This is a genomic window from Microbacterium sp. S1037, assembly GCF_048381605.1.
GTDB lineage: Bacteria > Actinomycetota > Actinomycetes > Actinomycetales > Microbacteriaceae > Microbacterium > Microbacterium testaceum_B.
Genome location: NZ_JBLWIG010000003.1, coordinates 236,936 through 261,038 on the forward strand (window position 1 = coordinate 236,936; position 24,103 = coordinate 261,038).

24 protein-coding genes are annotated in these 24,103 nt (G+C 70.3%); 12 read left to right on the plus strand and 12 right to left on the minus strand.

The features are described from left to right. Positions 1–13: 13 nt before the first annotated feature. From ACMW4R_RS16180 to ACMW4R_RS16205, 6 genes are all read right to left on the minus strand, one after another. Positions 14–841 carry an ABC transporter ATP-binding protein gene (locus ACMW4R_RS16180; protein ID WP_418300416.1) on the minus strand — a complete coding sequence of 276 codons (828 nt, stop codon included), beginning with the start codon at positions 839–841 and terminating at the stop codon, positions 14–16. Continuing rightward, positions 834–2,513 (minus strand): dipeptide/oligopeptide/nickel ABC transporter permease/ATP-binding protein, encoded by a 1,680-nt coding sequence (locus ACMW4R_RS16185; RefSeq protein ID WP_418300417.1) that lies wholly within the window; start codon positions 2,511–2,513, stop codon positions 834–836. The genes ACMW4R_RS16180 and ACMW4R_RS16185 overlap by 8 nt, the downstream gene beginning before the upstream one ends. After that, entirely contained in the window at positions 2,506–3,525 is a 1,020-nt protein-coding gene (locus ACMW4R_RS16190) for an ABC transporter permease (RefSeq protein WP_418300418.1), read from the minus strand. Before ACMW4R_RS16190 ends, ACMW4R_RS16185 begins: the two co-directional genes overlap by 8 nt. Beyond that, a complete protein-coding gene (locus tag ACMW4R_RS16195; protein WP_418300419.1) occupies positions 3,525–4,967 on the minus strand; it encodes an amidase in 1,443 nt (480 codons plus the stop codon). The genes ACMW4R_RS16190 and ACMW4R_RS16195 overlap by 1 nt, the downstream gene beginning before the upstream one ends. A 49-nt stretch (positions 4,968–5,016) precedes the next feature. After that, a complete protein-coding gene (locus ACMW4R_RS16200) occupies positions 5,017–6,324 on the minus strand; it encodes an ABC transporter substrate-binding protein (protein WP_418300420.1) in 1,308 nt (435 codons plus the stop codon). Between the two features lie 288 nt (positions 6,325–6,612). Further along, positions 6,613–7,035, minus strand: coding sequence for a DUF3237 family protein (locus tag ACMW4R_RS16205; protein ID WP_418300421.1), 423 nt, complete (start codon positions 7,033–7,035; stop codon positions 6,613–6,615). Positions 7,036–7,298: 263 nt separating this feature from the next. Here ACMW4R_RS16205 and ACMW4R_RS16210 point away from each other — a divergent pair, with 263 nt between their 5' ends. The 4 genes from ACMW4R_RS16210 to ACMW4R_RS16225 all read left to right on the plus strand — a co-directional run bounded on the left by ACMW4R_RS16210 (position 7,299) and on the right by ACMW4R_RS16225 (position 11,446). After that, positions 7,299–8,009: a TetR/AcrR family transcriptional regulator gene (locus ACMW4R_RS16210; protein WP_418300422.1), complete on the plus strand. Its 711-nt coding sequence runs from the start codon at positions 7,299–7,301 to the stop codon at positions 8,007–8,009. Between the two features lie 64 nt (positions 8,010–8,073). Next, the gene (locus ACMW4R_RS16215) at positions 8,074–8,832 is read left to right on the plus strand and encodes an SDR family oxidoreductase (protein WP_418300423.1); all 759 of its coding nucleotides are present in this window, start codon (positions 8,074–8,076) and stop codon (positions 8,830–8,832) included. Positions 8,833–8,857: 25 nt separating this feature from the next. Then, the gene (locus ACMW4R_RS16220; protein ID WP_418300424.1) at positions 8,858–9,820 is read left to right on the plus strand and encodes an aldo/keto reductase; all 963 of its coding nucleotides are present in this window, start codon (positions 8,858–8,860) and stop codon (positions 9,818–9,820) included. 165 nt (positions 9,821–9,985) lie between these two features. Next, on the plus strand, positions 9,986–11,446 hold the full coding sequence (locus ACMW4R_RS16225) for an MFS transporter (protein ID WP_418300425.1): 1,461 nt from the start codon (positions 9,986–9,988) through the stop codon (positions 11,444–11,446). A gap of 11 nt (positions 11,447–11,457) precedes the next feature. Here ACMW4R_RS16225 and ACMW4R_RS16230 read toward each other — a convergent pair whose 3' ends face one another. From ACMW4R_RS16230 to ACMW4R_RS16240, 3 genes are all read right to left on the minus strand, one after another. Next, positions 11,458–12,456, minus strand: coding sequence for a hypothetical protein (locus ACMW4R_RS16230; RefSeq protein WP_418300426.1), 999 nt, complete (start codon positions 12,454–12,456; stop codon positions 11,458–11,460). Further along, entirely contained in the window at positions 12,443–12,958 is a 516-nt protein-coding gene (locus tag ACMW4R_RS16235; RefSeq protein WP_418300427.1) for an RNA polymerase sigma factor, read from the minus strand. The genes ACMW4R_RS16230 and ACMW4R_RS16235 overlap by 14 nt, the downstream gene beginning before the upstream one ends. A gap of 417 nt (positions 12,959–13,375) precedes the next feature. Further along, positions 13,376–13,768 (minus strand): PaaI family thioesterase, encoded by a 393-nt coding sequence (locus ACMW4R_RS16240; RefSeq protein WP_058613715.1) that lies wholly within the window; start codon positions 13,766–13,768, stop codon positions 13,376–13,378. A gap of 121 nt (positions 13,769–13,889) precedes the next feature. Between ACMW4R_RS16240 and ACMW4R_RS16245 the strand changes: the two genes are divergently transcribed. Continuing rightward, positions 13,890–15,209, plus strand: a complete 1,320-nt coding sequence (locus tag ACMW4R_RS16245) for an MFS transporter (RefSeq protein ID WP_058613716.1) — start codon at positions 13,890–13,892, stop codon at positions 15,207–15,209. 414 nt (positions 15,210–15,623) lie between these two features. Here the strand turns inward: ACMW4R_RS16245 and ACMW4R_RS16250 are convergent, their stop codons facing one another. Together ACMW4R_RS16250 and ACMW4R_RS16255 are read right to left on the minus strand one after the other, a co-directional pair. After that, positions 15,624–16,244, minus strand: coding sequence for a TetR/AcrR family transcriptional regulator (locus ACMW4R_RS16250; RefSeq protein WP_058597628.1), 621 nt, complete (start codon positions 16,242–16,244; stop codon positions 15,624–15,626). A gap of 36 nt (positions 16,245–16,280) precedes the next feature. Beyond that, on the minus strand, positions 16,281–17,123 hold the full coding sequence (locus ACMW4R_RS16255) for an NAD-dependent epimerase/dehydratase family protein (RefSeq protein WP_418300428.1): 843 nt from the start codon (positions 17,121–17,123) through the stop codon (positions 16,281–16,283). A gap of 202 nt (positions 17,124–17,325) precedes the next feature. On the opposite strand from ACMW4R_RS16255, the gene ACMW4R_RS16260 reads away from it, so the two are divergent. The 6 genes from ACMW4R_RS16260 (at position 17,326) to ACMW4R_RS16285 (ending at position 21,968) form a co-directional block, all read left to right on the plus strand. Further along, complete coding sequence (locus ACMW4R_RS16260; protein ID WP_058597626.1) at positions 17,326–17,868, plus strand: RNA polymerase sigma factor; 543 nt, start codon at positions 17,326–17,328, stop codon at positions 17,866–17,868. Positions 17,869–17,872: 4 nt separating this feature from the next. Further along, complete coding sequence (locus tag ACMW4R_RS16265; protein ID WP_058597625.1) at positions 17,873–18,436, plus strand: hypothetical protein; 564 nt, start codon at positions 17,873–17,875, stop codon at positions 18,434–18,436. After that, on the plus strand, positions 18,433–18,753 hold the full coding sequence (locus tag ACMW4R_RS16270; protein ID WP_418300429.1) for a hypothetical protein: 321 nt from the start codon (positions 18,433–18,435) through the stop codon (positions 18,751–18,753). Before ACMW4R_RS16265 ends, ACMW4R_RS16270 begins: the two co-directional genes overlap by 4 nt. Positions 18,754–18,825: 72 nt before the next feature. Next, on the plus strand, positions 18,826–19,674 hold the full coding sequence (locus tag ACMW4R_RS16275; protein ID WP_418300430.1) for an SDR family oxidoreductase: 849 nt from the start codon (positions 18,826–18,828) through the stop codon (positions 19,672–19,674). 132 nt (positions 19,675–19,806) lie between these two features. Then, complete coding sequence (locus ACMW4R_RS16280) at positions 19,807–20,811, plus strand: pyridoxal-phosphate dependent enzyme (RefSeq protein WP_058629357.1); 1,005 nt, start codon at positions 19,807–19,809, stop codon at positions 20,809–20,811. Next, positions 20,808–21,968 (plus strand): cystathionine gamma-synthase, encoded by a 1,161-nt coding sequence (locus ACMW4R_RS16285; protein ID WP_058597621.1) that lies wholly within the window; start codon positions 20,808–20,810, stop codon positions 21,966–21,968. Before ACMW4R_RS16280 ends, ACMW4R_RS16285 begins: the two co-directional genes overlap by 4 nt. A gap of 326 nt (positions 21,969–22,294) precedes the next feature. Here the strand turns inward: ACMW4R_RS16285 and ACMW4R_RS16290 are convergent, their stop codons facing one another. Then, complete coding sequence (locus ACMW4R_RS16290; RefSeq protein WP_418300431.1) at positions 22,295–22,930, minus strand: NADPH-dependent F420 reductase; 636 nt, start codon at positions 22,928–22,930, stop codon at positions 22,295–22,297. Positions 22,931–23,285: 355 nt separating this feature from the next. On the opposite strand from ACMW4R_RS16290, the gene ACMW4R_RS16295 reads away from it, so the two are divergent. Then, positions 23,286–24,083 carry a sulfite exporter TauE/SafE family protein gene (locus tag ACMW4R_RS16295; RefSeq protein ID WP_058597631.1) on the plus strand — a complete coding sequence of 266 codons (798 nt, stop codon included), beginning with the start codon at positions 23,286–23,288 and terminating at the stop codon, positions 24,081–24,083. Positions 24,084–24,103 lie beyond the last annotated feature (20 nt).

The following is a 24,103-nucleotide window of genomic DNA, read 5'->3' on the forward strand; positions in this document are numbered from 1 at the left end:
AGGGGGTGAGGCGCTACCCGCGCCCGACCGTCCGTACGGCCGCCGTCACCACCGGCGCCGAGATGTCGAACGCCGCGCCACCCGGCACCGACTCGAGGAGTCGTCGCGTGTAGTCGTCGCGGGGATCGGCGAACACGGCCTCGATCGGGCCCTGTTCCACGATGCGTCCGTGCAGCAGCACGACCACCTCGTCGCAGAGCTCTTCGACGACGGCGAGGTTGTGCGAGATGAACAGCATCGTCAGTCCGTGTTCGTCGCGCAGGCGCCCGAGAAGCTGCAGGATCTCGGCCTGCGTCGACACGTCGAGCGCCGAGGTGATCTCGTCGGCGACGATGACGTCGGGGTCGACGACGAGCGCCCGGGCGATCGCGATGCGCTGGCGCTGACCGCCCGAGAACTCGTGCGGGTAGCGGTCCACGGCATCCGGACCCAGGGCGACGGATGCCAGGGCCTTGACGATCCGCTTACGGTGACGACGCAGGCTCGCCCCGCGGGGATCGATGGCCTCGGCGAGCGTCTGCCCGATGGTGCGCCGCGGGTCGAGGGACGAGAACGGATCCTGCGGGATGTACTGCACCCGTCGGCGGACCGCCGCGACGACAGAGCGGGGAGCGGATGCGAGCTCGATCCCGTCGAACACGACCGACCCGGCGGCGACCCGGTGCAGGCCCACGATCGTCTTCGCGAGCGTCGACTTGCCCGAGCCGGACTCTCCGACGATCCCGATCGTGCGCCCGCGATCGACGCGCAGATCGACGCCGTGCAGCACGCGGGTGCTCCGGATGCCATGACCCAGGTCGACCGCGAGGTCACTGATGCTCAACAGAGGGGTGTCAGACACGGTGGGCCTCCTCGGCGGGGCACGGGACGGTACGCAGGGTGGGGGTGGCCGCGAGCAGAGCCCGCGTGTAGGGGTGTTCCACTTCGTGGCGGCGCAGCTGCTCGGCGGTCAGACGCTCGACGATCTCGCCGCCCCGCATGACCAGCACGCGATCGCACAGCGCCTCGACCACGCCGATGTCGTGCGAGATGAACAGCACGGCGGTGCCGTGGTCGCGGTTGAGGCGCTTGAGCTGACGGAGCACGTCGGCCTGCACGGTCACGTCGAGCGCGGTCGTGGGCTCGTCGGCGATCAACAGAGCGGGGTCGGTCACCAGCGAGCTGGCGATCGTCGCGCGCTGCAGCATTCCGCCCGAGAGCTGGAACGGGTGCTGTCCCATCACGGTTCGGGGGTCGCGGATCCGCATCTCGCCGAGGCCGTCGCGCAGGCGATCGCGCGCGGCACGGCGCGAGAGACCGAGATGGACGCGGGCGACCTCGGTCAGCTGCGCGCCCATCCGCAGCGCCGGGTTGAAGGTCGAACCCGGGTCCTGGTACACCAGACCGATTTCGCGCGCGAGGCGCGATCGGTGCCTGTTCGACAGGAGGTCGAGGTCGCCGAGACGGAGGACCTCGGCATCCACTCGCACCCCGTCGGCCTGAAGTCGCGCGAGCGACATCGCCGTCATCGACTTGCCCGAACCGGACTCGCCGACGAGTCCCAGGATCTCTCCCGCGCCGATCTCGAACGAGATGCCGTCGACGAGCGTCTTGCCGCTCGGAGCGGTCACGGTCAGGGCCCGCACCTCGACGAGGGCATCAGTGTGCACCGAGACTCCGCGGGGAGTGCGGCGCGCGGCGGCGTTGCGCGACCGGCGCGAACTCCGCGGGTCGAGCCAGACCGCGAGGCCGTCGCCGGTGAGCATCGCGGCGACGCCGGTGAAGACGAGCATGACGGACGGGCCGACGACCTGCATGGGCTGCGAGTAGACGGCGGGCAGACCCTCGTTGAGCAGGCGTCCCCAGTCGAACTCGGGGCTCTGCACGCCCAGGCCGACGAACGACAGGCTCGAGATGTCGAGCAGGGTCAGGGCGAAGCTCGATGCGATGAGCACGAGGAGCGGGCCCGAGATGTTGGGCAGCAGGTGGCGGCTGAACAGGCGCAGGCGGGGGACGCCGAGCAGACGCGCGGTACCGACGAAGTCGCGCGTCGCGACGGAACCGGTCATGTTCGAGGTGATGCGCGCGAAGCTCGGGACGCCGGCGAGGGCGATCGCGATGATCGCTGGGACGGTGCCGGCGCCGAGGATCGCCGCGATCACGAGGGCGAGGATGAGCGAGGGGAACGCCACGGTCGAGTCGATGATGCGCAGCACGACATCGCGCACCCGGCGGCTCCCCACCCAGATCAGTCCCCCGATGAGCACGCCGAGGACGACCGATCCGATCGTGGCGGCGGTGGCCATGACCAGCGTCAGACGCGTGGCGACGAGCGTACGGGCGAGCACGTCGCGGCCGAGATCGTCGGTGCCGAGCAGGTGCGCGGGGGAGGGCGGCATCCGGGTGTCGGCCGTGACGGTCGTCGCGCTCGCTCCCCAGACGATCGGGGCGACGATCGCGATGACGACGAGCGCGGCGAGCATGATCGCGCCGGCGATGAGGGATGCCGGGACACGGCGGCGGCGGTCAGACATGCGTCGGTCCTCCCAGGGTGCGCGGGTCGATGAGGCCGAGAACCACGTCGATCACCAGATTGATGAGGATGGCGAGCGTGCCCACCGTGAGGACGATCCCCTGGATGACGGGGAAGTCGCGGAAGATGATCGCCTGCACGACCTCGAGACCGAGGCCCGGGAGGCTGAACACCGTCTCGATGACGATGGCACCGCCGAGCATGCTCGCGAGGATGAGGCCGGTGAGGGTGAGGGTGCTCGCCATGAGGTTGGGCAGGGCGTGCCGGATGTAGAGGCGCGCAGCGCTCAGGCGGCGACCACGGGCCGTGCGCATGTAGTCCTGGTGCAGGACGGCGTAGGTCTCCTGCACGACCACGCGCGCGACGGCGAAGGTCGGGCCGAGCGCCAGGGCGGCGATCGGGAGGATGTAGGCGTTCGAGGTCGCCGCCCCGCCCGAGGGGAGGATCTTCAGCCAGATCGCGAAGACGACCACGAGCAGGGTGCCGGCGACGTAGGCGGGGAACGAGGCAAAGAAGCCCGCGACCGTCCCGAAGCCGACGGCCAGCCAGGGGCGACGTCCGCTGCGGGTGAGCACGCCGATGGCCATGCCGACGGGAATGGCCACGAGGATCACGACGATGATCGCGCCGATCGCGGTCGTCGCCGTGTAAGGGAGCTTGGTGGCGATGGTCGTGGTGACGGGGGTGTTGTAGCGGAAGCTCTGCCCGAGGTCGAGGGTGACCAGACCGTGGAGGTAGTCGAGGAACTGCACCGGGAGCGGGTCGTCGAGATGAAGGCGCTCGCGCAGGGCGGCGACGGCGTCGGCCGAGGCGTTGGGGCCGAGGATCGCCACCGCGGGGTCGCCGGGGATCAACGGGACGATCAGGAAGGTGAGGAGCACCAGCAACCCGAGCGAGAGCACGAGCCCGCCGAGACGGCGGAGGGCGAAGGACCCCCACCCGCTGCCCCCGCCCCGCCGGCGGACCGGCGGAGCGGGGGCCTCGGCGATCACCGAGAGATCGACGCCGGACATCAGCCCGCCGCGGTCCCGGTCAGGGCCGCACCGCGGGCGAGGGGAGCCTGGCGGTGCTGCCAGTCGAAGATCGGCTCGAGCTCGGCGCCGAGGCGGAGCAGGGTGGCTTCGTCGTAGGGCGCGCCGACGAGCTGGGCGCCGAGCGGCATACCGTTCGATCCCGTGTGCACGGGGAGCGACAGGGCCGGGAGGCCGGCGATGTTGCAGAACGCCGTGAACGAGATCGTCGAGAACTCGGTGAGGCGCTCGCCCGCGGGGTCGTTGTTCGCCTCGTCGTAGACGGAGCCGACCAGCGGCGTGGGTACGGCCGTGGTCGGGGTGAGCAGGACGTCGAAGTCGCGTCCCCACTGGGCGTTCACCCGCCGGGTCTCCCACTGCAGCAGAGCCGCGATCTCGGCGTACTCTCCCGCGTGGAACGACGCCGCCCGGTCGTAGCGGTACCGAATGTAGGTCTCGAGCTTGTCGGCATCCTCGATCGGTGATGCCCATGTCGACGCGCTGATGATGAGGTCGGCGAAACCGCGCGTCGCGCGCTCCGAGAACAGGAACGGCGAGACAGGGGTGACGTGGTGGCCCAGGGTCTCGAGTGCTCGCGCGGCCACGAGGGCGGCCTCGCGATTCTCGGGGTGCACGTCGACGCCCGTGGGCGCCTCGAGGAGCAGGCCGATGCGCAGGCGGGGTCCGGCGGCGCGGATCTCCTCGAGGTAGGGGCGGGCGGGCGCGGGGGCCGAGTACCACCCGAGCGGGTCGAGCCGGCCGAGCGCGTCGAGGACCCCCGCCGCGTCTTCGATCGTGCGGGTGATCGCCCCCTCGGTGGTGGAGTGCTCCCACGCGCGCACGTCGTTGGGGATGCGGCCGCGGCTCGGCTTCAGGCCGACGAGGCCGGTGGCCGCGGACGGCACGCGGATCGACCCGCCGCCGTCCGAGGCGTTCGCGATCGGTGCGATGTCGGCCGCGACCGCGGACGATGCCCCGCCTGACGAGCCGCCGGAGGTGTAGTCGAGGTTCCACGGGTTGCGGGTTTTGCCGTGGCGGGCGTTCTCGGTGGCGGTCAGCGCCCCGAACTCGGGGCTGTTCGACCGGCCGAACAGCACGAAGCCGGCCTCTTCGATGAGATCGACGGTGATCTCGTTCGCCTCGGCGGGACGCTCCGCGACGGACAGCGACGAGTAGGTGAGCGGCTGGTCGCGCACGGCGACGAGGTCTTTGATCGGCATCGGCACGCCCTCGAACGGGCGCGCGGTGTCACCGCGGCGGATGCGGTCGTCGGACTCGCGCGCGCGGCGGAGGACGTCGTCGCGGTCGATCCACACGATCGCGTTCACGGCCGGGTTCACCGCGTCGAGACGGTCGAGGTAGTGCTGGGCGGCTTCGACGGACGAGACCTCGCCGGAGCGGATCATCCGGGCGAGTTCGGTGGCGGAGATGGAGGAGGAGATCATGAGGGTCCTTTCGGGATGCCGGGCCACGCGGCCCGGCATCCCCGGTGGGTTACTTCGCGATACGGAAGAGGGGGTCGTCGAGCGCGCCGCCGAGCATCTGGACGGTGAAGCCCGGACGCGAGGCGTAGATGAACGCGTCGTTGAGCAGGGGCAGGGTGTCGGAGCGGCTGACGAGCGCCTGGACCGTCTCGTCGAGGGCGGCGCAGCGCGCGCTCTCATCGGCCGCGCTGTTGGCCGCGGTGAAGCTCGTCTCGGCGGCCGGGTTGGCGACGGCGCCGTAGTTGGTGCCGCCCGCGTCGATCGTGGGTCCGGTGAGGTTCAACAGCGGGCTCGCCAGCGAACCGAGGAAGTTCAGGTCAGCGAAGACCGTCATGTCCCAGTCGCCCGGCTTGGCGACGACGGTGGTGATCCAGCTGCCGACGTCGGTGTTGGTGAGATCCACCTCGGCGCCCGCGGCGCGCAGCGCCTCGGCGATGTACTCATTGCCCGCGCCGGCGGGACCCACGATGGTCGGTGCCACGAGACGGATCTTCTTACCGGACAGGGCGGCGGTGGCCGCGGCCACGTCCTGCGAGGGGATGTCGATGTTCGAGCCGCTCACGCACGAAACGCTGTCCGCTCCGAGGGAGGTGAGCACCTTGCCGGTGTCCTGGGAGGTGACATTGCCGAACATCGCACGATCGATCGCCTGGATGACGCCCTTTCGCAGACCCTCGTCCGTGAAGGGGCTGCCCTCGCGCTCGTTGAAGACGAGGTAGCTGTCCGAGAACGGGTTGACCGTGACGGTGTAGCCCGTCTGACCCTTGAAGCGGTCGCGCGTCGTGGCCTGGATCTTGCCGATGTCGAGCTGTCCGCCGAGGATCAGATTCGCCGTGGCGGTGGAGTCGGGCGACACCGTGTAGGTGAGGTTCGCCGCGGGGGAGCCGGTGACCGAACTGGTCCAGGCCGGCCACGCGGAGTAGTCGCCGCGCAGCGTGTAGTCGTAGCTCACCCCGGGCTGGAAGGTCTTCAGGGTGTAGGGGCCCGACTCGCTGCCCTTCACCGTGCCCGCGGCGAGACCGGCGGGGTCGGCGAGCCCGGCGGGGCAGATGACGCCACTGCTCGCGACCGACATCGCGTCGACCATGTACGGCCAGGCGTTGGCGATCTCGACGGTGACCGTTCCGGCGGCGTCGTCCGCCGTGATGGTGGGGGTGTTGCCGGGACCGAACGTGTAGACGACCTGCGTCGAACCGCTGGCGGGCCGGGCGAAGTAGTCGAGGGAGTTCTTGACGATCGTGGGCGTGATCTTGGTGCCGTCGGAGCACGTGGCATCCGTCCGGATCGTGAAGACGGCCTGCGTCGGGTCGACGTCCATTTCGTCGCGAGACCGGAGACCAGACCGCTCGCGTCGCGGCGTACGAGGGTGTCGTAGGAGGTGCGCGCGAGAAGGAAGTCCGGGAGCGAGGTGGCCAGCGTCGGGTCGAAGGTGGCCGGGATGTCGATGGTCGTGCGGATGGTGTCGGTCGACGCGGTGGCGGCGTCGCCGCCGGTCGTCGTGCAGCCGGCTGTCGCGAACGCGACGGTCAGAGCGAGGGTTGCGGCGATGACGCCGTGACGGATTTTCATGGTCTGCCTCTCGGGTGATGCGCGGGTCGGGTCGGGGTCAGTCGGCGATCTCGAAGATCTCGATGGTCGTGTCGTGCGGATTCGCGGTGGCGCGACCGACGAACATCGATCGCGTCAGCCACTGGAGGTGGGGAGCGACCGTGCGGAAGCGCGGCGTGCTCTCGAAGTAGACGGCGCCGTCCGCGGGCTCGCGCACGACTCCGACGTTGTGGACGTCGATGACGTCTCCCTCGGTCGTGCGGATGAGGTAGCGGGCTTCGACGGCGAAGGTGCCATCGGCGCGGACGAGGCACCAGTCGCCGCCGCCCGGCACGACCTCGCCCGTGACCTCGCCGGTCACGGGTCCGCCGGTGAGGGGGATGAACTCGAGGACGTCGTCACCCTGCTTCTCGAGCGGGATGCCGGGAGCGACGTGAGCGGTGATGGTGAAGCAGTAGCGCAGGGATGGAGCGGGAGCCATCGGTTCCTCCGGGCTGTCAAACGGTGCGCTTCGTTGCGCGGTGACCCCGAGTATGTCCATAGTGGATGAAGTAGTCAACAGCATTCACTAACTCGTGACGAAACCCGTCCGCGAGGGAAACACGGGCGACGCGGACGCGGGATCAGCGCTCGCTAGGCTGAGTCGCACGCGAGAGCAGGCTCTAGTGAATGCGATAGCCTTTTACGTTCACGGAAGGGCGTGCCGGCGAGACTCGTCGATGCCCGCGGTGAGATCGGGGCAGCATGGCCGAAGAGAAGAGGGCCCGCCGAAAGCGCGGTTCGCTCAGCCGCGCCGAGATCGTCGACGCCGCCCTGCATCTGATGGACGGCGAGGGGGAGTCCGCTCTCACGTTCTCGCGTCTCGGTGCGCAGCTGAAGTCCTCTCCCACGGCGGTGTACCGGCACTTCGCCAGTCGCGAAGACCTGCTGATAGCCCTCGCGGATCGCCTCGACGGCATCTCTCTCGAGGGGTACGAGCCGACCGATGACTGGCGTGCCGACCTGACGGACCTGGCGTGGCGCGCGTGGCGGACCGCCGAAGCCCATCCCGCGGCCGCAGCGGTGACGCTGCTCATGGTCGCCAACAGCATCAACGAGTTGCGTGCGGTCGAGTGGATCCTGCGCGCGATGGCCGTTGCGGGCCTGCGTGGTCGCCCGGCCGTGATGCAGTACCAGGTGTACACACAGATGGTGCTCGGTGCGGCCTCGGCCTACGGGGCTCGCCTGGTCAGCGCCGGCTCGCGCGAGGTCGCCGAGGGGTGGATCCAGGTGTACGCACCCACCGATCCGTCGCAGTACCCCCACGCCGAGGCGGCGAAGGCGGAGCTCGCGATGATGAACTATCGCGAGGTCTTCGCCACGCAGCTCGAGATGTATCTCGCCGCGCTCGAGCTCGCGGTCGCTGCCCAGGATGACGCGTCCGAGAACCCGGGGGAGCACACCGCTCGAGCGTGATGGGGTGTGCCCCTCCGCTCCCGATCCGGGCGGATCGCCGCTCGTACGGGGCAGGATGGGGAGCATGACCTCCCGCCTCGCCCTGCTCACCGGCGTCGGCCGACGTCGATCGATCGGTGCCGGTCTCGCGCGGGGTCTCGCCGCCGACGGCTGGGACCTCGCCCTCTCGTTCTGGCGCCCCTACGACGACCGGATCGGTCTCGAGCGCGGCACGGATGACCCCGAGGCGATCGCCGACGAATGCCGCGCCCTCGGCGTCGAGGTGTCGCTGCACGAGACCGACCTCGCCGACCCGGCTACCCCGGACGCGCTCTTCGCCGCGGTCGGCCGACGCGTCGACGCCCTCGTCCTCTCGCACTGCGAGAGCGTCGACAGCTCGATCCTCACCACATCGGTCGAGGCGTTCGACCGGCACTTCGCCGTCAACGCGCGCGCCTCGTGGCTGTTGATCCGCGCCTTCGCCGAGCAGTTCCCGGTGACCTCCGATCCGGTGCCGACGGGGCGCATCGTCGCCTTGACCAGTGATCACACCGCCCACAACCTCCCCTACGGCGCGAGCAAGGGGGCGTTGGATCGCATCGTCATCGCCGCCGCCGTCGAGCTGGCGGATCGCGGCATCCGCGCCAATGTCATCAACCCGGGACCGATCGACACGGGATGGATGGACGACGCGATCCGACGGTGGACGACGGATGCCACTCCCGCCGGCCGCCTGGGAACCCCGGACGACATCGCCGATCTCGTCCGATTCCTCCTCTCGGAGCGGGGCGGATGGATCACCGGACAGTTGCTATCCAGCAACGGCGGTTTCGCGACCGGCTGACCGCTCCTGCGGCTACCGTCGAGTCATGAACGACGCCGCTTCTCCGTCCGCTCGCCTCGGACTCGGTCTCGCGGCGGTCGGTCGTCCGGCCTACATCACCACCGACCGCGACCACGATCTGGGTGAACCCGAAACGCGCTCGATCGACGCGATGCGCGAGCGCGCGCACGCTCTGCTCGACGAGGCGTGGGTGCTCGGCATCCGCTATGTCGACGCCGCCCGGTCCTACGGGTACGCCGAACGGTTCCTCGGGTCGTGGCTCGCGGCGCATCCGGAGCGTCGTGCCGAGCTGACGATCGGGTCGAAGTGGGGCTACGAGTACGTCGGCGAATGGCGAATGGATGCCACGGTCCACGAGCGCAAAGAGCACTCCGCCGCGATGCTCGAGAGGCAGTGGCCGGAGACTCTCGCCGCTCTCGGGTCGGCGCCCGACTCGTACCTCATCCACTCGGTGACCCCGGAGAGTCCCGCGCTCGAGGACGCGGGCGTGCTCGAACGGCTCCGCGAGATCGCCGCCGGGGGAGTGCGCGTGGGGATCTCGACCAGCGGGCCCCATCAGGGCGATGTCGTCGACGCGGCGCGGTCGCTCGCCGACAGTCCGTTCTCCGTCGTGCAGGCCACGTGGAACCTGCGCGAGCAGGCGGCGGGCCCCGCTCTGGCCCGAGCTCACGCGGTGGGCTGGACGGTGGTGGTGAAGGAAGCTCTCGCCGGAGGAGAGCTCGCTCGTTCCGAGCCCGACGGTGACGTCGGAGCGGGCCTCGACGGAGCGAGCTTCGACGGAGCGGGCCTCGACGGAGCGTCGCTGGCCCTCGGCGTCGCCCGCGCGCAGCCGTGGGCCGACGTCGTGCTGAGCGGAGCGGTGACGATCCCGCAACTCCGCCGGGGAGCCGCGGCGCCCCCGCGTGAGATCGACGTCGAGACGCTCCGCCGGTGGGCGGACGATTCCGGCGAGTACTGGCGCCGTCGAGCGGCTCGCCTCTGGCAGTAGCCGCCTGCCGTGATCGACCGTCCGCGCGACCCGCCCATCATCCGCGACGGTCCGCGCGTCGGGCGTAGCCTGGAAGGACGAATCCGGGAGGTCGGCATGACGCAACGACGGATCTCCGCATCGGCCGCACCCCGCCGACGTCAGCCCCGTCGGGATCGCTGACCGGTGGCACCTCCCGTCGATCCGCGCCGATGGCGCGCCCTGGGCGTCCTCTTGATGGGACAGTTCGCGTCCCTCCTCGACCTCAGCGTCACGAACGTCGCCCTCCCCTCGATCGGACGGTCGACGGGCGCCGGGCCGAGCGAGTTGCAATGGGTGATCACGGGCTACGTCCTGGCCTTCGGGCTCGTGCCGGTCATCGGCGGTCGGCTCGGCGACGGCCGTGGGCGCCGGCGCATGTTCATCGTGTCGATGCTCGGTTTCGTCGTCGCGAGTGCCCTCGTGGGGCTCGCTCCGACCCCCGAGGTGCTCATCGCGGCACGCGTCGTCCAGGGGATCTTCGGCGGCATGATCGGGCCGCAGGTGTCGGGGTTCATCCAGAACGCCTTCCCGCCGCTCGAGCGGGGCAGGGCCTTCGGACGGCTGGGGCTCACGGTGGGCGCGGGCACCGCGTTGGGTCCCGTCGTGGCGGGCCTGCTGATCGCCATAGGTGGCGAGGACAACGGCTGGCGCCTGGTGTTCTTCATCAACGTGCCGGTCGGGATCGCAGCCGTCCTGCTCGCGCGGCGCTGGGTCGCCGCCGACGTCCCCGCGGCGCAGGGCGCGGGGAGACGGCTCGATCTCCTCGGTGTCGTTCTGCTCGGCGCCGGTCTGCTGTGCCTGCTGTTCCCGATCGTCGAGACCGGTCAGGCCGGCGGTCCCGTGACGCTTCTCCTTCTGCTCCCGGCGGCGGGACTCCTCGTCGCCTTCGTCCGGCACGAGGCTCGTCTGACGCGAGCGGATGCCGCGCCCCTGGTGGATCTGCGCCTGTTCCGCACGCGATCGTTCGTGATCGGCGTGATCTTCGCGGTGGTGTTCTTCTGCAGCAACACCGGTATTCCGCTCGTGCTCGCGCTGTACTACCAGGACGGCCTGGGTTTCACGGCGTTGCAGTCGGCGCTGGGGGTCACGGCCTACGCGGTGGGCACGGTCTTCGGCGCCCCCATCGCCGGCCGTTTCGTCTCCCGGGTCGGCAGGCCCCTGCTGCTCGGAGCGGTATCCGTTTTCACGCTCGTCACGATCGTGCTCGGTCTCGTCGTCCAGGCCGAGCCCGGAGCCACCGACCCGACGGGCGTGATCCTGCGCCTGTGCGTGCCGCTGTTCGTCCTCGGCCTCGCCGGCGGGGCGATCGTGACGCCGAACCAGACGCTGACCCTCGCCGAGGTCGATCCCGTGCGCGGCGGTGTGGCCGGCGGGGTGGTGCAGACCGCGCAGCGGGTGGGCGCCTCGATCGGGCAGACGGTTCTCGGCACGAGCTTCGTGCTCGTGCTGGCGGGGACGGCCCGCGCGGGCGGGCCGGGTTCGCCCGCCCCCGATCCGAGCACGTTCGCCGGTGCGCTCACCGTGGCGCTTGCGGTGTCGGTCGTCTTCTCCGCGGCCGCCGCGGTGCTCAGCGGCGTCGAAGTGCGCCGCTCACGGGGGCGGTAACGCCGTTCGGCTCAGCGCGGAGCATCCTCTCGGCCCTGCACGTCCCAGAGGACGTACTCGATCAGCGACCCGGCGGGAAGGTCGAGATCGGTGTTGGCGTCGATCAGCGCCGACTCGAATCCCACGATCCGGCCGGTATCGACCGACAGCAGCAGAGTCACGTCGGCGTTCGCGGTCGTCGAGGGGATGCCGGCCAGACCCACGACCTCGCGACCGAGACGGTCGCGCGTGGTTCCGAGTACCCGCGCGTCGGGCGAAGCGGCGATGACGCCCAGGAGTGCGCCCTGCTGGGCATCGTTCAGCGTCCACTCGCCGAGCAGGCTGCGCACCCCGACCATCGCATCGCCGGCGGTCAGGGTCTCGGTGGCACCCGTCGTGGCGACCAGGAGCGCGCGCATGGCCTCGGCGGACGCCGCCGGCGGAGTGGGGGAGAGCGGTCGGAACTGATTGCGCACGTAGGTCAGCTCTCCCACCACGGTGCCCGGGGCGGGATCGACGTTCGGCACGGTGTCGCCGCCGGCATCGGTGGCCTCGGCCGCCGTGGTCACCACCGACCCGGAGAGATCCTCGTTCCACCGGAAGTCCACCCATTCGCGCCGGAACACCGTCGCCTCTGCTCCGTCGGGCGAGGCGCTGAAGTACCAACCGAGCGACAGGGAGCGGCGCTCCGGGGGCACCGCGCCGTCGCCCGCAGCCAACCGCGCCTGCGCCTCCGCGACCACCTCGGCGGCACCGGTCCCGCTGGGGAGAGCCGTGTAGACGAGCGGCTCGGGAGTGAGAGCGGATGCCGGGGGCCCCGGCATCCACAGCACTCCTGTGATGATGGTCAGGATCAGCGCGACGGCCGCGGCGGCCGACGTCCACACCAGCATCGGGCGGCGACGCCGGACGGGCGGGCGGTCGAGGATCTGTCGCAGGCGACGTTCGGCGTCGAGGGGAAGGGGAGCGTCGAGCGGGGTCTCGGCGGGGTCGAGCCTGCGGAGCGCGCGCGCGAGGTCATCGTCGGTCATCGGTCACCCCTTCCGCGTGGACGGCGCCACCGTCGAGCAACGGCCGCAAACGTGCTCTCGAGCGATTCAGTCGCGTCCACACCGCCCCGGTGTTCATCTCCATGACCAGGGCCACCTCGGCGGCCGACAACTGCTCCCAGTAGGTGAGCCAGAGGATCTCGCGCTCGCGCTCGGGCAGACCGCGGATGGCATCGACGAGACGTTGCGCCATCGCGGGCTCGGCCTCGTTCGCCAGAGCGCGCACGTGGTCCTCGATGTGCGTCCACAACGCCTCCTCCCGGTCGCGTCGCCGATACTCGTTCGCGATCAGGTTGCGCGCGGTGCGGTACAACCACGGCAATCCGAACGGATCGCGGGGGTCGCGCTTGCGCCACGCGATCTCGAAGCAATCCATCGTGAGGTCGGCGGCGGCCTCGCGATCCGACACACGCCGCTCGATGAATCGTCGAACGGCGTTGTGGTGCTCGCGGAAGAGCGCCACGAAGTCCGTCTCGTCGATCACCGGCGTGCGCTTTCGTGCCTTCGCAGAGGCTGTGTCATGCGGCCGTCGATCCTTACGCGTCGACGGACGGAAGAAAATTCTCGCGCCGGTGTAAGGATCACGCCCCGGGGGACACCACCTTGTCGGGGGTGGGTGTCGTCTCCGGCTTCGAGACGATACCCATACGCCCGTCGAGAGATGTTCGGGAAGCAATTCGACGGGCGAGGGGGTGCATCGCTTGGGGGCGGTGCACTCCCTCGGATCCTCGTCACGGCATCCAGGATGCCAGAGGGCGGCAGACGGCTCCGTTCGGCCTCTGCTCCTGCCCGTCGCTCGGCGTCGAGGTCGGGTGAGTCGTCGCCGCCTGCACGGGGCTTCGTCGCGCTGCCTCGTGCCCCGTGGTTCTCATCGCCTCGGGATCTCGCCGCGCACGCGCGCTCACTCCGGATCGACGAGGAGGTTCGTGATGCGGGCCGTCGCGACGAGTCGACCGTCGTCGTCGGTGACGCGCACGTCGTAGGTCGCCATCCGGCGCCCGCGATGCGCCGGTGTGGCGACCGCGTGGATGTGGCCGTCGCGCACGCCGCGATGGTGCGTGATGTTGAGGTCGACGCCGACGCATACCTTGTCGAAGGCGCTCGCGTGGATCATCGCCGCCCACGAGCCCACCGCCTCGGCGAGGGCGGCCGTGGCTCCGCCGTGCAGTCGCCCCAGCGATTGCGTGTTCCCCCGGACGGGGAGGGATGCCGCGACGCGCTCGGCGGACTGCTCCGTCACGGTGATGCCGAGGCGCTCGTCGAGGGCCCCGAGCACGATCGTCCAGGTCGTCATGGGTGCTCCCTCCGCGGTGCGCTTGTCGTGAGCCCGCTCCTCTGACACTATTACTGAACGCTCGGTTGGTAATAGTTCTCACCGGGTGTTTTCCCTCGCCCCACAGAACAACGGAGTTCTCATGGCCACCCAGACCTCGGCATCCCCCTCTTCGACCGGGTTGAAACGAGAAGAACGGCGCGTGCTCGCCGGGACCCTCGTCGGCACCTCGATCGAGTGGTACGACTTCTTCATCTACGCCCAAGCGGCCGGGCTCGTGCTCGCGCCGCTGTTCCTCGCCCCGCTCGCGGAGTCCGACCCGGCCATCGCACAGGTGCTGTCGTTCGCGACGATCGGCATCTCGTTCCTCTTCCGCCCGCTCGGCGCGATCGTGGCCGGCTACCTGGGTGACCGTCTCGGCCGTAAGAAGATGCTCGTTCTCACGCTCATCATGATGGGCGTGTCGACCGCGCTCATCGGCCTGCTCCCGACGTACGCGGCGATCGGTGTCGCGGCTCCGATCCTGCTGATCTTCCTGCGAGTCCTCCAGGGCTTCTCGGCCGGTGGCGAGTGGGGTGGTGCGGCCCTGCTGTCGGTCGAGCACGCTCCGGTGAGCCGTCGCGGATACTTCGGCGCGTTCCCGCAGATCGGCGTGCCGGTGGGCATGATCCTCGCCACCGCGACGCTGTGGATCCTCACGTCGTCGATGTCGGCCGAGGCGTTCCTCGCGTGGGGCTGGCGCGTGCCGTTCCTGCTCTCGATCGTGCTGATCGTCGTCGGCTACGTCATCCGTCGCGCCGTCGAGGAGAGCCCGGTCTTCGAGGACCTCGTCCGTCGCCGCAAGGAGTCCTCAGCCCCGCTCGGCCAGCTCTTCCGCAAGAACTGGCGTCAGGTCGCTCTCACCGCCTTCGTCTTCATCGGCAACAACGCGGCGGGCTACCTCCTGATCGCCTTCTTCTCGACGTACTCCGTCGCTGTGCTGGGTCTCGAGCGGCCGACCGTGCTGCTGGCCACGACGCTGGCATCCTTCGGCTGGCTCGGCTTCACTCTCTGGGGCGGCTGGCTGTCGGACCGCCTCGGACGCGTCCGCACCTTCCAGCTCGGCTACCTGCTGCTGGCCGTTTGGGCGGTGCCGATGTGGTTCCTCATCGACACCGGCGACATCGTCTGGTACTTCGTGGCCTTGTTCGTCATGACGCTCGGCCTCGGTCTGTCGTACGGCCCCCAGGCGGCGCTGTACGCCGAGATGTTCCCGGCCAACGTCCGCTACTCGGGCGTCTCGATCGGCTACGCGCTCGGCGCGATCATGGGCGGCGCGTTCGCGCCGATGATCGCGGAAGCGCTCCTCCGCTCGACCGGTGTCTCGTGGGCGATCGGCGTGTACATCGCGGTCGCTGCGCTGGTGTCGCTCGCCGCGGTGTCGATGATCAAAGAGACGAAGGGCGTCGACCTGCGCGCCTGATCCGGATGCCGTCGGAGGGGCCTCGCGCGGCGTGGGGGGCCCCTCCGCCGTGCGCGGTACGCGCGGTCGGCCGGTGCCGTCGGGCGGAGTTCTCGGGCGACACGCCGCTGGGCGGGGTCTGGGTGCGGCGTGTCGGCGCCGATGTCCGCGTGACGGTACGCGCGGCCCGCCCGTGCCGTCAGGCGGAGTTCTCGGGCGACACGCCCGTGGGCGGGGTTGGGGTGCGGCGTGTCGGTGCCGAAGTCCGCGCGACGGTACGCGCGGCCCGCCCGTGCCGTCAGGCGGAGTTCTCGGGCGACACGCCCGTGGGCGGGGTTGGGGTGCGGCGTGTCGGTGCCGATGTCCGCGTGACGGTACGCGCGCTCGGCCGGTACGCGCGCTCGGCCGGTGCGGTCGGTCCGCGCGTGCGGGTGCTCAGGTCGTGCGGAGGCCGTCGAGCGCGATGCGCACGATGTCGTGCCCGAGGCGGTCGCCGTCGACACTCCCGCCGGGGCGGTACCACTCGACGACCGAGTTGATCATGCCGAACAGCAGGCGCGCGGCGACCGCGGCGTCGACATCATCGCGCACGCTGCCCTCCGCCTGCGCCTCGGCGACGAGGGCGGTGACGCGGTGGTCGAACACGCGTCGGCGCTCGAGCGCCGCCTGCTCGACGGCGCTGTTGCCGCGCACGCGCAGCAGCAGGGTCACCGCGGGCAACTGGGCGACGAGCACGTCCGTCGCCCCCGTGAGGACGAAGCGAAGACGATCGGATGCCGCGCCCTCACGGGCACCGGGCTGGTCGAGAACGGCCTCGAGGCCGCCGAGCGCCGCTTCGAGGGCGACCGCCAGGAGCTCTTCCTTCGAGGCGAAGTGGTGGTACAGCGCCGACTTGGTCAGACCCAGGCGACGGGCGAGGTCGGCCACGCTCGTCGCGTCGTATCCCTGCTCGTTGAAGAGCTGCACCGCGACGGCGAGCAGACCCTCACGGTCGTACCCGGGACGCCCGCGGCGCGCGGGAGCCGTCGTCGTCGCAGAGGGGTCGGCAGCGGTCACGCACTCAGTGTGGCACTTCGATCGAGCGTTTCCGCGTCAGCGCGCGTCCCGCCACGAGTGCTGCGGGTCGTAGCCGAGCAGGCGGCGCGCCTTGTCGATCGACAGCAGCGTCGTGTTCTCGCCCAGCTCGCCGCGCGTCTCGACGGCGGGGAACACCTCGGCGACGAGTTCGGCGTTGGGGCGGGTCATGACGGTGTCGGCCGCCGCGATGATGAACGTGTCGAACCCGGCCGGCGCCCTCTCGAGGGCGCGCTCGACGGCTTGGGCGCCGTCACGCGCATCGATGTAGCCCCACAGGTTCCACTTGCGGGTGCGCGCGTCGGCGTCGAAGGGGAACTCGGCATAGTCGTCGGGAACCATGACGTTCGAGAAGCGCAGGGCCGTGATCGACAGCTCGGGGTTCCAGCGTACCAGCTCGACGGCCAGGCGCTCCTCGAGCGTCTTGACCAGCGAGTACACCGACTCGGGTCGCGGCGCGTACTCCTCGTCGACGGGGATGTAGGGCGGGTCGATGTCGAACGGCAGACCCAGCACCGTCTCGCTGGAGGCGTAGACGATTCGCTGGATGCCGAGGCGCACCGCCGCCCAGAACACGTTGAACGTGCTGGTCATGTTGTTGTGGAAGGTCGCCACATCGGACCGGATGCCGGGGGCGGGGATCGCACCGAGGTGCACGAGGGCATCGACCCCGTCGTGCTGATCGTTCACTCCCGCGAGCGCGTCGATGACCTGGCCGTAGTCGGTGAGGTCGACCTGCACGAAGCCAGGACCGCGCTCGCCGCGGATGTCGAAGCCGATGACCTCGTGACCGGCCGCGCGGAGTTCGCGCGCGACGACGGTGCCGAGTTTTCCGGACGAGCCGGTGAGGGCGATGCGCATGGGGCTCCTTGGTGTCGAAGGGACACCGTCGACGCTACCGCCGACCCCCGACATCGGGGCCGTTGGCGGAAGGCGGAGATCGGATGCCATGTCTCGGCGTCCGCGTCAAGCTCTGTGGGCGGTTTCGTCCGGGGTGTTTCGCTATGTGGACGGAACCGACTCGCCAGCACCCGGGTCCGCACGTAACACCGACAGGAACCCGATGACCGCTTTGTCCACCGCCACAGACGCGTTCCTCGCGTCGCGGGCGGCTGATGGCGACCAGCTGGCTTTCGGAGTGCTGGTGCGTCGACACGCGCCGTTCCTCGTCGCGTTCGCCACGCGCCTCACCGGCTCGCGCGCCGACGCCGACGACTGCGTCCAGGAAGCGTTGATCACCGCGTGGCGGCGCCTGCCCGATCTCACCGATCCCGAGAAGGTACGCAGCTGGCTGACCACGATCGTGTCCCGGAAAGCGACCGATCGACTCCGCGCCCGCAAGCTCTCCGACCAGATCGATGAGCAGATGGTCTCTGCGAAAGACGACCCCGAGCGCTCGGCTGTGGCATCGTCGCAGATGGACGCGCTGAAAAAGGTGTTGTCCGAGCTGCCCGAGGAATTGCGCGTGGTCTGGGTTTTGCGCGAGGTCGGCGGTCACAGCTACGACGAGATCGCCGTCGAGGTCGGCGAGAACGCGGCCACGGTTCGCGGTCGACTCGCCAGGGCGCGAAAGATCGTGCTCGAACGCATGCAGGACTGGAGGTGACGGGATGAGCGACGACATCGGGGGCTCGGGCTACTCGCTCGAGGATCTCTCCGCCTACCTCGACCGCGGGCGCGTTCCGCGCATCGCCGCGATCGAGCGCAACGCGGAATGCCAGGCCGTTCTGGCATCCATGGAACGGATGGGGCGTCTCTCTCGAGAGATCGTCGAAGAACAGGCTGCCGAGCCTCTGGCCGAGTCCTGGTACGACTCGATCATGCGCGAGGTGATGCGAGAGTTCCGCGCGGGCCGCGACATCCCCCTCGTTCGAGGCTCCGACGGTGTCGAGATCGTCGTGACGGAGGGGGCGCTCTACGAGCTCATCCGTTCCGTCGGTGACGGCGTCGACGGCGTGCTGGTGGGGCGCGTGCGCCTCCAGCAGAACGAGCCCGATGCGCCCCTCGACGTGCGTGTCTCGGTCAGTGTGCGCTTCGGCCGTGCCATGGCGGACGCCGTGGAAGAGATGCGCGAAGGGATCCGCGCCGCGATCCAGCGACACGGCGACCTGCGGGTGGGGCGCGTGGACGTCACCGTGGGCGACGTGCACGTCGACGGAGAGGAAGACCAATGACCGACCTGACCACCGCCGCCCTCGCGCCGCGCATCGACCTCGCCGTCACCGCCACCGAGGGGGTGCGTGAGATGTACTCGGCACGCCCCCTCGTCGCCCGCGCCGTCGAGCGTGCCGTCGACGCCGAGGGGTCTCTCGCCGCGGTCGAGGAGGTCGACGGTGCACGTTCGATCACCGTCTGCATCGGCGTCTCGGCCCAGGACGACACGGTCGCGGTCGCCTCCGCGGTGGCCGCTGCGGTGCGCGGAACCGACGACACGGCCGCGGGGGCGACCGTGCGGGTCCGCGTCGGGCGCCTGGTGGCCCCCGCCACCTGAACATCTTCTCGGCCCCGGCAAAGGGACGCCGCAATACGCTGGATGCACCGCTCCCATCCTCCCGGAGGCCGAATGCCCACGCCGCCCGTCATCGCCGTCACCGGTTCCACCGGAGCCGTGGGGGGCCGTGTCGCCCGCGACCTCGCCGCCCGCGGCATCCCTCAGCGTCTCCTCGTGCGTGACGCTCCTCGTGCCCCGGCGCTCGAGGGGGCCGAGGTGCACGTGGCCCGGTACTCGGACGCGGATGCCGCGCGCGCGGCCCTGCAGGGCGTCGAGACCCTCTTCATGGTCTCGGCCTCCGAGACGTCCGACCGCGTGGAGCACCATCGCGAGTTCGTCGAGGCCGCCGCCGCGGCGGGCGTCCGCTCGATCGTCTACACGTCGTTCCTCGCGGCCGCCCCGGATGCCGTGTTCACGCTGGGCCGCGATCACGCCGCGACCGAGGAGATCATCCGCGCCTCGGGCATGCGGTGGACGTTCCTGCGTGACAACTTCTACATGGACATGATGGAGCTCTTCGCGGGCGACGACGGCGTCATCCGGGGTCCCGCGGGCGACGGGCGATGCTCACTGGTCTCGCGCTCCGACGTCGCGGCCACGGCCGTGTCGGTCCTTCTCGATCCGACCGCTCACGCCGACACCGCATACGACCTCACCGGCCCCGAGGCCCTCACCATGACCGAGGTGGCCGAGAAGATCTCCGCCGTCCGGGGCCACCCGGTGCGCTTCCTCGACGAGACCGTCGACGAGGCCTACGCCTCGCGCGCGGCGTTCGGCGCTCCCCGCTGGCAGGTCGACGCGTGGGTGAGCACCTACACCGCGATCGCGAGCGGCGACCTCGCCGGCGTCTCGAACGATGTCGAGCGGGTCACGGGCCGCCCGGCGCAGAGCTTCGAGGAGTTCCTGGGCGCTGTCGCGTGAGCATCGACGACGTCGGGTATGCTGGCGGCGTGCTGACCTGTCGCTGTTGTCGCTGAACGCTTTTCCGCGTTCTCTTTCGACGACCCCGTCAGCCGCGCCCGTACGGGCGCACAAACCCCTCAGGATGCCATCGTGCGTTACGCCCAGAGCGTCGCCGACCTCGTCGGCAACACCCCCCTCGTCCGTCTGACCCGCGTCACCGACGGCATCGCCGCCACGGTCCTCGCGAAGATCGAATACATCAACCCCGGTGGTTCGGCGAAAGACCGGATCGCCGCCAACATCATCGACGCCGCCGAGCGCGACGGACACCTGAAGCCGGGTGGCGTGATCGTCGAGCCGACCAGCGGCAACACCGGTGTGGGTCTCGCGCTCGTCGCGCAGCAGCGCGGGTACCGGTGCGTCTTCGTCGTTCCCGACAAGGTCGCCGAGGACAAGCGCGCGGTCCTGCGGGCGTACGGGGCCGAGGTCGTGGTGACCCCGACCAATGTCGAGCCCGACGACCCGAACTCCTACTACAGCGTGTCCGACCGCCTCGTACGCGAGATCCCCGGTGCTTTCAAACCGAATCAGTACGCGAACCCGAACGGGCCCCGCAGCCACTACGAGACCACCGGGCCCGAGATCTGGCGCGACACCGATGGTCGACTGACCCACTTCGTCGCCGGCGTCGGAACGGGCGGCACGATCAGCGGCACCGGTCGGTACCTTCGCGAGGTCGCCGGAGACGCCGTGCGCATCGTCGGTGTCGACCCCGTCGGCTCGATCTACTCGGGGGGCGATATCCACGGGTACGACGTCGAGGGCGTGGGCGAGGACTTCTGGCCGCCCGCTTTCGACCCGACCGTGGTCGACGCCTACGAGCGAGTGTCCGATGCCGAGTCGTTCGCGATGACCCGCCGCCTCGCCCGCGAGGAGGGTCTTCTCGTCGGGGGATCCAGCGGCATGGCCGTCGTCGGCGCTCTTCGCGTCGCCCGCGATCTCCCCGCCGACGCGGTCATGGTCGTCGTGCTGCCGGATCACGGACGCGGCTACCTCAGCAAGATCTTCGACGACGACTGGATGCGCGCGCGCGGCTACGACGTCGAGCCCACGGCATCCCTCATCCCCACCCCCTCCGAGGAGCACTCCGCATGAGCACCCACGACGCCGCCCGCGGCTTCGACAGCCTCGCCGTCCACGCGGGCCAGGCCTTCGACGAGACCACCGGCGCGGTCATCCCGCCGATCCACGTCTCGACGACCTACGCGCAGGACGGCATCGGTGGCCTCCGCGGCGGATACGAGTACGGCCGCAGCGGCAACCCCACGCGCACGGCGCTCGAGACGCAGATCGCCGCCCTCGAGGGAGGCGCTCGGGCGCTGTCGTTCGCTTCGGGTCTCGCCGGAGAGGACGCCCTGCTGCGCGCGGCCCTGGTCCCCGGCGACGAGGTGCTGCTCGGCAACGACGTGTACGGCGGCACGTACCGGCTGCTCGCGCGCGTGCTCGGCCCGTGGGGCGTGAAGCTGCGCGTCGTCGACATGAGCGACCTGGATGCCGTCGCCGCGGCGATCGAGGAACGCGCGCCGAAGATGGTCTGGGTCGAGACCCCCAGCAACCCGATGCTGCGCATCACCGACATCGCGGGTCTGGCGCGCCTGGGCCACGCGGCCGGCGCGATCGTCGTGGTCGACAACACTTTCGCGTCGCCCGCCCTGCAGCGACCGATCTCGCTCGGTGCCGACGTCGTGGTGCACTCCGCGACGAAGTACCTCGGGGGGCACAGCGACGTCGTCGGCGGGGCGCTCGCCTTCGCGGACGCCGACCTCGCCGAGAAGGTGCAGTTCCTGCAGTTCGCCGCGGGTGCGGTCTCGGGACCGTTCGACGCCTACTTGACCACGCGTGGCATCAAGACGCTCGCCGTGCGCATGCAGCGCCACAGCTCCAATGCGCAGGCCGTGGCCGAGCACCTCGCCGGTCACGACCGGGTCGCACGGGTGTACTACCCCGGGCTGCCGGAGCACCCCGGCCACGCGCTCGCCGCGTCGCAGATGAGCGGCTTCGGGGGCATCGTGTCGCTCGAGCTCGCCGACGGTGCCACCGCCCGCCGCTTCGCCGAGTCGACGCGCCTGTTCACCCTCGCCGAGTCGCTCGGCGGCGTCGAGTCGCTGGTGAACTACCCGGATGCCATGACCCACGCCTCCGTGCGGGGGACCGAGCTCGCGGTGCCCGACACCATCGTGCGTCTGTCGGTCGGCATCGAGTCGGTCGACGACCTGGTCGCCGACGTCGACCGGGCGCTCGCTTCGCTCTGAGTCCGGCGCCGGGGTCCCGGCATCCGCGCATAAACGCGATTCGCTCACGGAAACACGGGGAGAGCGTGTTTCTGCGTGCGGATCGTGTTTATGGTCGCGTGCCGATACCGCTGCGCGAACCCCGGCGGCAGCACGGTCCGTGCGGCGGGGGTATCGTGTTGCGGCGCCGGGGTCCCGGCATCCCCCGCATAAACGCGATTCGCTCACGGAAACGCGTGGAGAGCGTGTTTCTGTGAGCGAATCGCGTTTATGAGCGTGCGGCGGGCCGGGGCGCGCAGCTCGCGCGGGCCGGGACGCGCGGTGCGCGACAGCCGGGCGCGCGGCGGTCAGCGCTCCGCGCGTGCCAGGTTCTGCGTCAGCTCGTCAGCGTTCTGGCGGACGACGTAGGCCGGCTGGTCGCGCTCGACGCGCCAGCTCTCGCTGAGCGGGCCGATGTTGACGGTGTCGAAGCCGAACTCGTCGTAGACGCGCGTGATGAGCGCGACGCCCTCGTCGGAGTCGCTCGCGGTCGCGAGCGCGCGACGGTTCTCGGTGCCGGCGGGGGAGCCGTCGGTGAGGATGTCGGCGGCCATGATGTGGTTGAACGCCTTCACGACGACCGACTCGGGGAGGTGCTCCTGCAGCATCTGCGAGGTCGTGGTCTTCTTGTCGTCGAGGGCGGCGATGTGTCCGTCGCGCTCGAAGTAGTAGTTGTTCGTGTCGAGGACGATCTTGCCCGTCAGGGGAGCGACCGGGATCTCGCCGATGGCCTTCAGCGGCACCGTGACGACGACGAACTCGCCGGCTTCCGCGGCATCCTGTGCCGTCGCCGCACGCGCCCTGTCTCCGATTGACGCGACGAGATCCGCCAGGGTCTCGGGCCCGCGAGAGTTGGCGATGACGACGTCGTAGCCGTTGTTGGCGAAGCCCTTGGCGAGGGCCGAGCCGATGTGTCCTGCTCCGATGATTCCTACGGTTATCATGCTCGGCATCAACGGCGGGGCGGGCGGAGACATTCCCGCCGACGGGTGATTGTCATACGCGGTCTAAATAATTAGCAGTTCGAGATATCCGTGTCAATGGGGCATTCGCGTTGGACGCTGCTCGCTACCGTCAGTGTTGTCGCACCCTCGCGCGAGTGGTCGCGGACCGGTGTTCGGGTCACCGTGCCGCTTGACCTGCGAGGGCGACGGCCCCCGGTGGACGCGGCTTCGGACACCGGGGGCCGCTTTCGTTCCCGCGGGTGCAGCCGCGCGGGCGGGCGAGGCGCGTGGGGGCCCCGCCGGGCAGACGCCACGCGGGAGAGGTGCCGCCTCGAAGGTGCCAGACTTGACCCTCGTGCACGCCGACATCCGACCCAAGCGCTCCGTCCGCTTCTTCGCCGTCTGCATCGGCGTCGGCCTTCTCGCCGGCCTGATGTCGGGACTGTTCGGCGTGGGCGGGGGCACGGTCATCGTGCCGCTCCTCGTGCTGCTGCTCGGCTTCGACCAGCGCTTCGCCGCGGGGACGTCGCTCGCGGCGATCGTGCCGACGGCCTCGGTCGGCGTCGTCACCTACGCCATCGACGGTCACGTCGCGTGGATCCCGGCGCTTATCCTCGCCGCGGGTGCCGTCATCGGTGCGCAGATCGGCACGTGGCTCCTGCCGAAGCTGTCGCAGACGGCGTTGCGCTGGGCGTTCGTCGCATTCCTCCTCGTCGTCATCGTGAGCCTGTACTTCGTGATCCCCTCGCGCGACGCCGAGCTCGTGCTCACCTGGATCACCGGACCCGGTCTCGCCGTGCTCGGTGTGGTCACCGGCATCCTGGCCGGTCTTCTGGGGGTCGGCGGCGGCATCATCGTCGTGCCCGCCCTGCTGCTGCTGTTCGGTACGAGCGACCTCGTCGCCAAGGGAACCTCGCTGCTCATGATGATCCCGACGGCGATCTCGGGCACCGTGGGCAACCTTCGCCGCTCGAACGTCGACCTCGCGGCGGCCGCCTGCGTCGGGATCGCCGCGTGCGCGACCACGGCGCTCGGCGCGCAGATCGCGAAAGCCGTCGACCCGTTCGTGGCGAACGTTCTGTTCTCGATCTTCCTCGTCTTCATCGCGACGCAGATCGCGATCAAGGCGGTGCGGGGGCGCCACCAGCGCTGACGCGTCCACCGTCACGGGCT

Excerpts from the sequence above, each read along its gene's own strand:
- ACMW4R_RS16200 (WP_418300420.1), bottom strand. The coding sequence starts at position 6,324 with ATGGACGTCGACCCGACGCAGGCCGTCTTCACGATCCGGACGGATGCC.
- ACMW4R_RS16220 (WP_418300424.1), top strand. The coding sequence starts at position 8,858 with ATGAACGACGCCGCTTCTCCGTCCGCTCGCCTCGGACTCGGTCTCGCG.
- ACMW4R_RS16260 (WP_058597626.1), top strand. The coding sequence starts at position 17,326 with ATGACCGCTTTGTCCACCGCCACAGACGCGTTCCTCGCGTCGCGGGCG.
- ACMW4R_RS16265 (WP_058597625.1), top strand. The coding sequence starts at position 17,873 with ATGAGCGACGACATCGGGGGCTCGGGCTACTCGCTCGAGGATCTCTCC.
- ACMW4R_RS16255 (WP_418300428.1), bottom strand. The coding sequence starts at position 17,123 with ATGCGCATCGCCCTCACCGGCTCGTCCGGAAAACTCGGCACCGTCGTC.
- ACMW4R_RS16270 (WP_418300429.1), top strand. The coding sequence starts at position 18,433 with ATGACCGACCTGACCACCGCCGCCCTCGCGCCGCGCATCGACCTCGCC.
- ACMW4R_RS16215 (WP_418300423.1), top strand. The coding sequence starts at position 8,074 with ATGACCTCCCGCCTCGCCCTGCTCACCGGCGTCGGCCGACGTCGATCG.
- ACMW4R_RS16205 (WP_418300421.1), bottom strand. The coding sequence starts at position 7,035 with ATGGCTCCCGCTCCATCCCTGCGCTACTGCTTCACCATCACCGCTCAC.
- ACMW4R_RS16185 (WP_418300417.1), bottom strand. The coding sequence starts at position 2,513 with ATGTCTGACCGCCGCCGCCGTGTCCCGGCATCCCTCATCGCCGGCGCG.
- ACMW4R_RS16245 (WP_058613716.1), top strand. The coding sequence starts at position 13,890 with ATGGCCACCCAGACCTCGGCATCCCCCTCTTCGACCGGGTTGAAACGA.
- ACMW4R_RS16240 (WP_058613715.1), bottom strand. The coding sequence starts at position 13,768 with ATGACGACCTGGACGATCGTGCTCGGGGCCCTCGACGAGCGCCTCGGC.
- ACMW4R_RS16230 (WP_418300426.1), bottom strand. The coding sequence starts at position 12,456 with ATGACCGACGATGACCTCGCGCGCGCGCTCCGCAGGCTCGACCCCGCC.
- ACMW4R_RS16210 (WP_418300422.1), top strand. The coding sequence starts at position 7,299 with ATGGCCGAAGAGAAGAGGGCCCGCCGAAAGCGCGGTTCGCTCAGCCGC.
- ACMW4R_RS16190 (WP_418300418.1), bottom strand. The coding sequence starts at position 3,525 with ATGTCCGGCGTCGATCTCTCGGTGATCGCCGAGGCCCCCGCTCCGCCG.
- ACMW4R_RS16275 (WP_418300430.1), top strand. The coding sequence starts at position 18,826 with ATGCCCACGCCGCCCGTCATCGCCGTCACCGGTTCCACCGGAGCCGTG.
- ACMW4R_RS16290 (WP_418300431.1), bottom strand. The coding sequence starts at position 22,930 with ATGATAACCGTAGGAATCATCGGAGCAGGACACATCGGCTCGGCCCTC.
- ACMW4R_RS16285 (WP_058597621.1), top strand. The coding sequence starts at position 20,808 with ATGAGCACCCACGACGCCGCCCGCGGCTTCGACAGCCTCGCCGTCCAC.
- ACMW4R_RS16195 (WP_418300419.1), bottom strand. The coding sequence starts at position 4,967 with ATGATCTCCTCCTCCATCTCCGCCACCGAACTCGCCCGGATGATCCGC.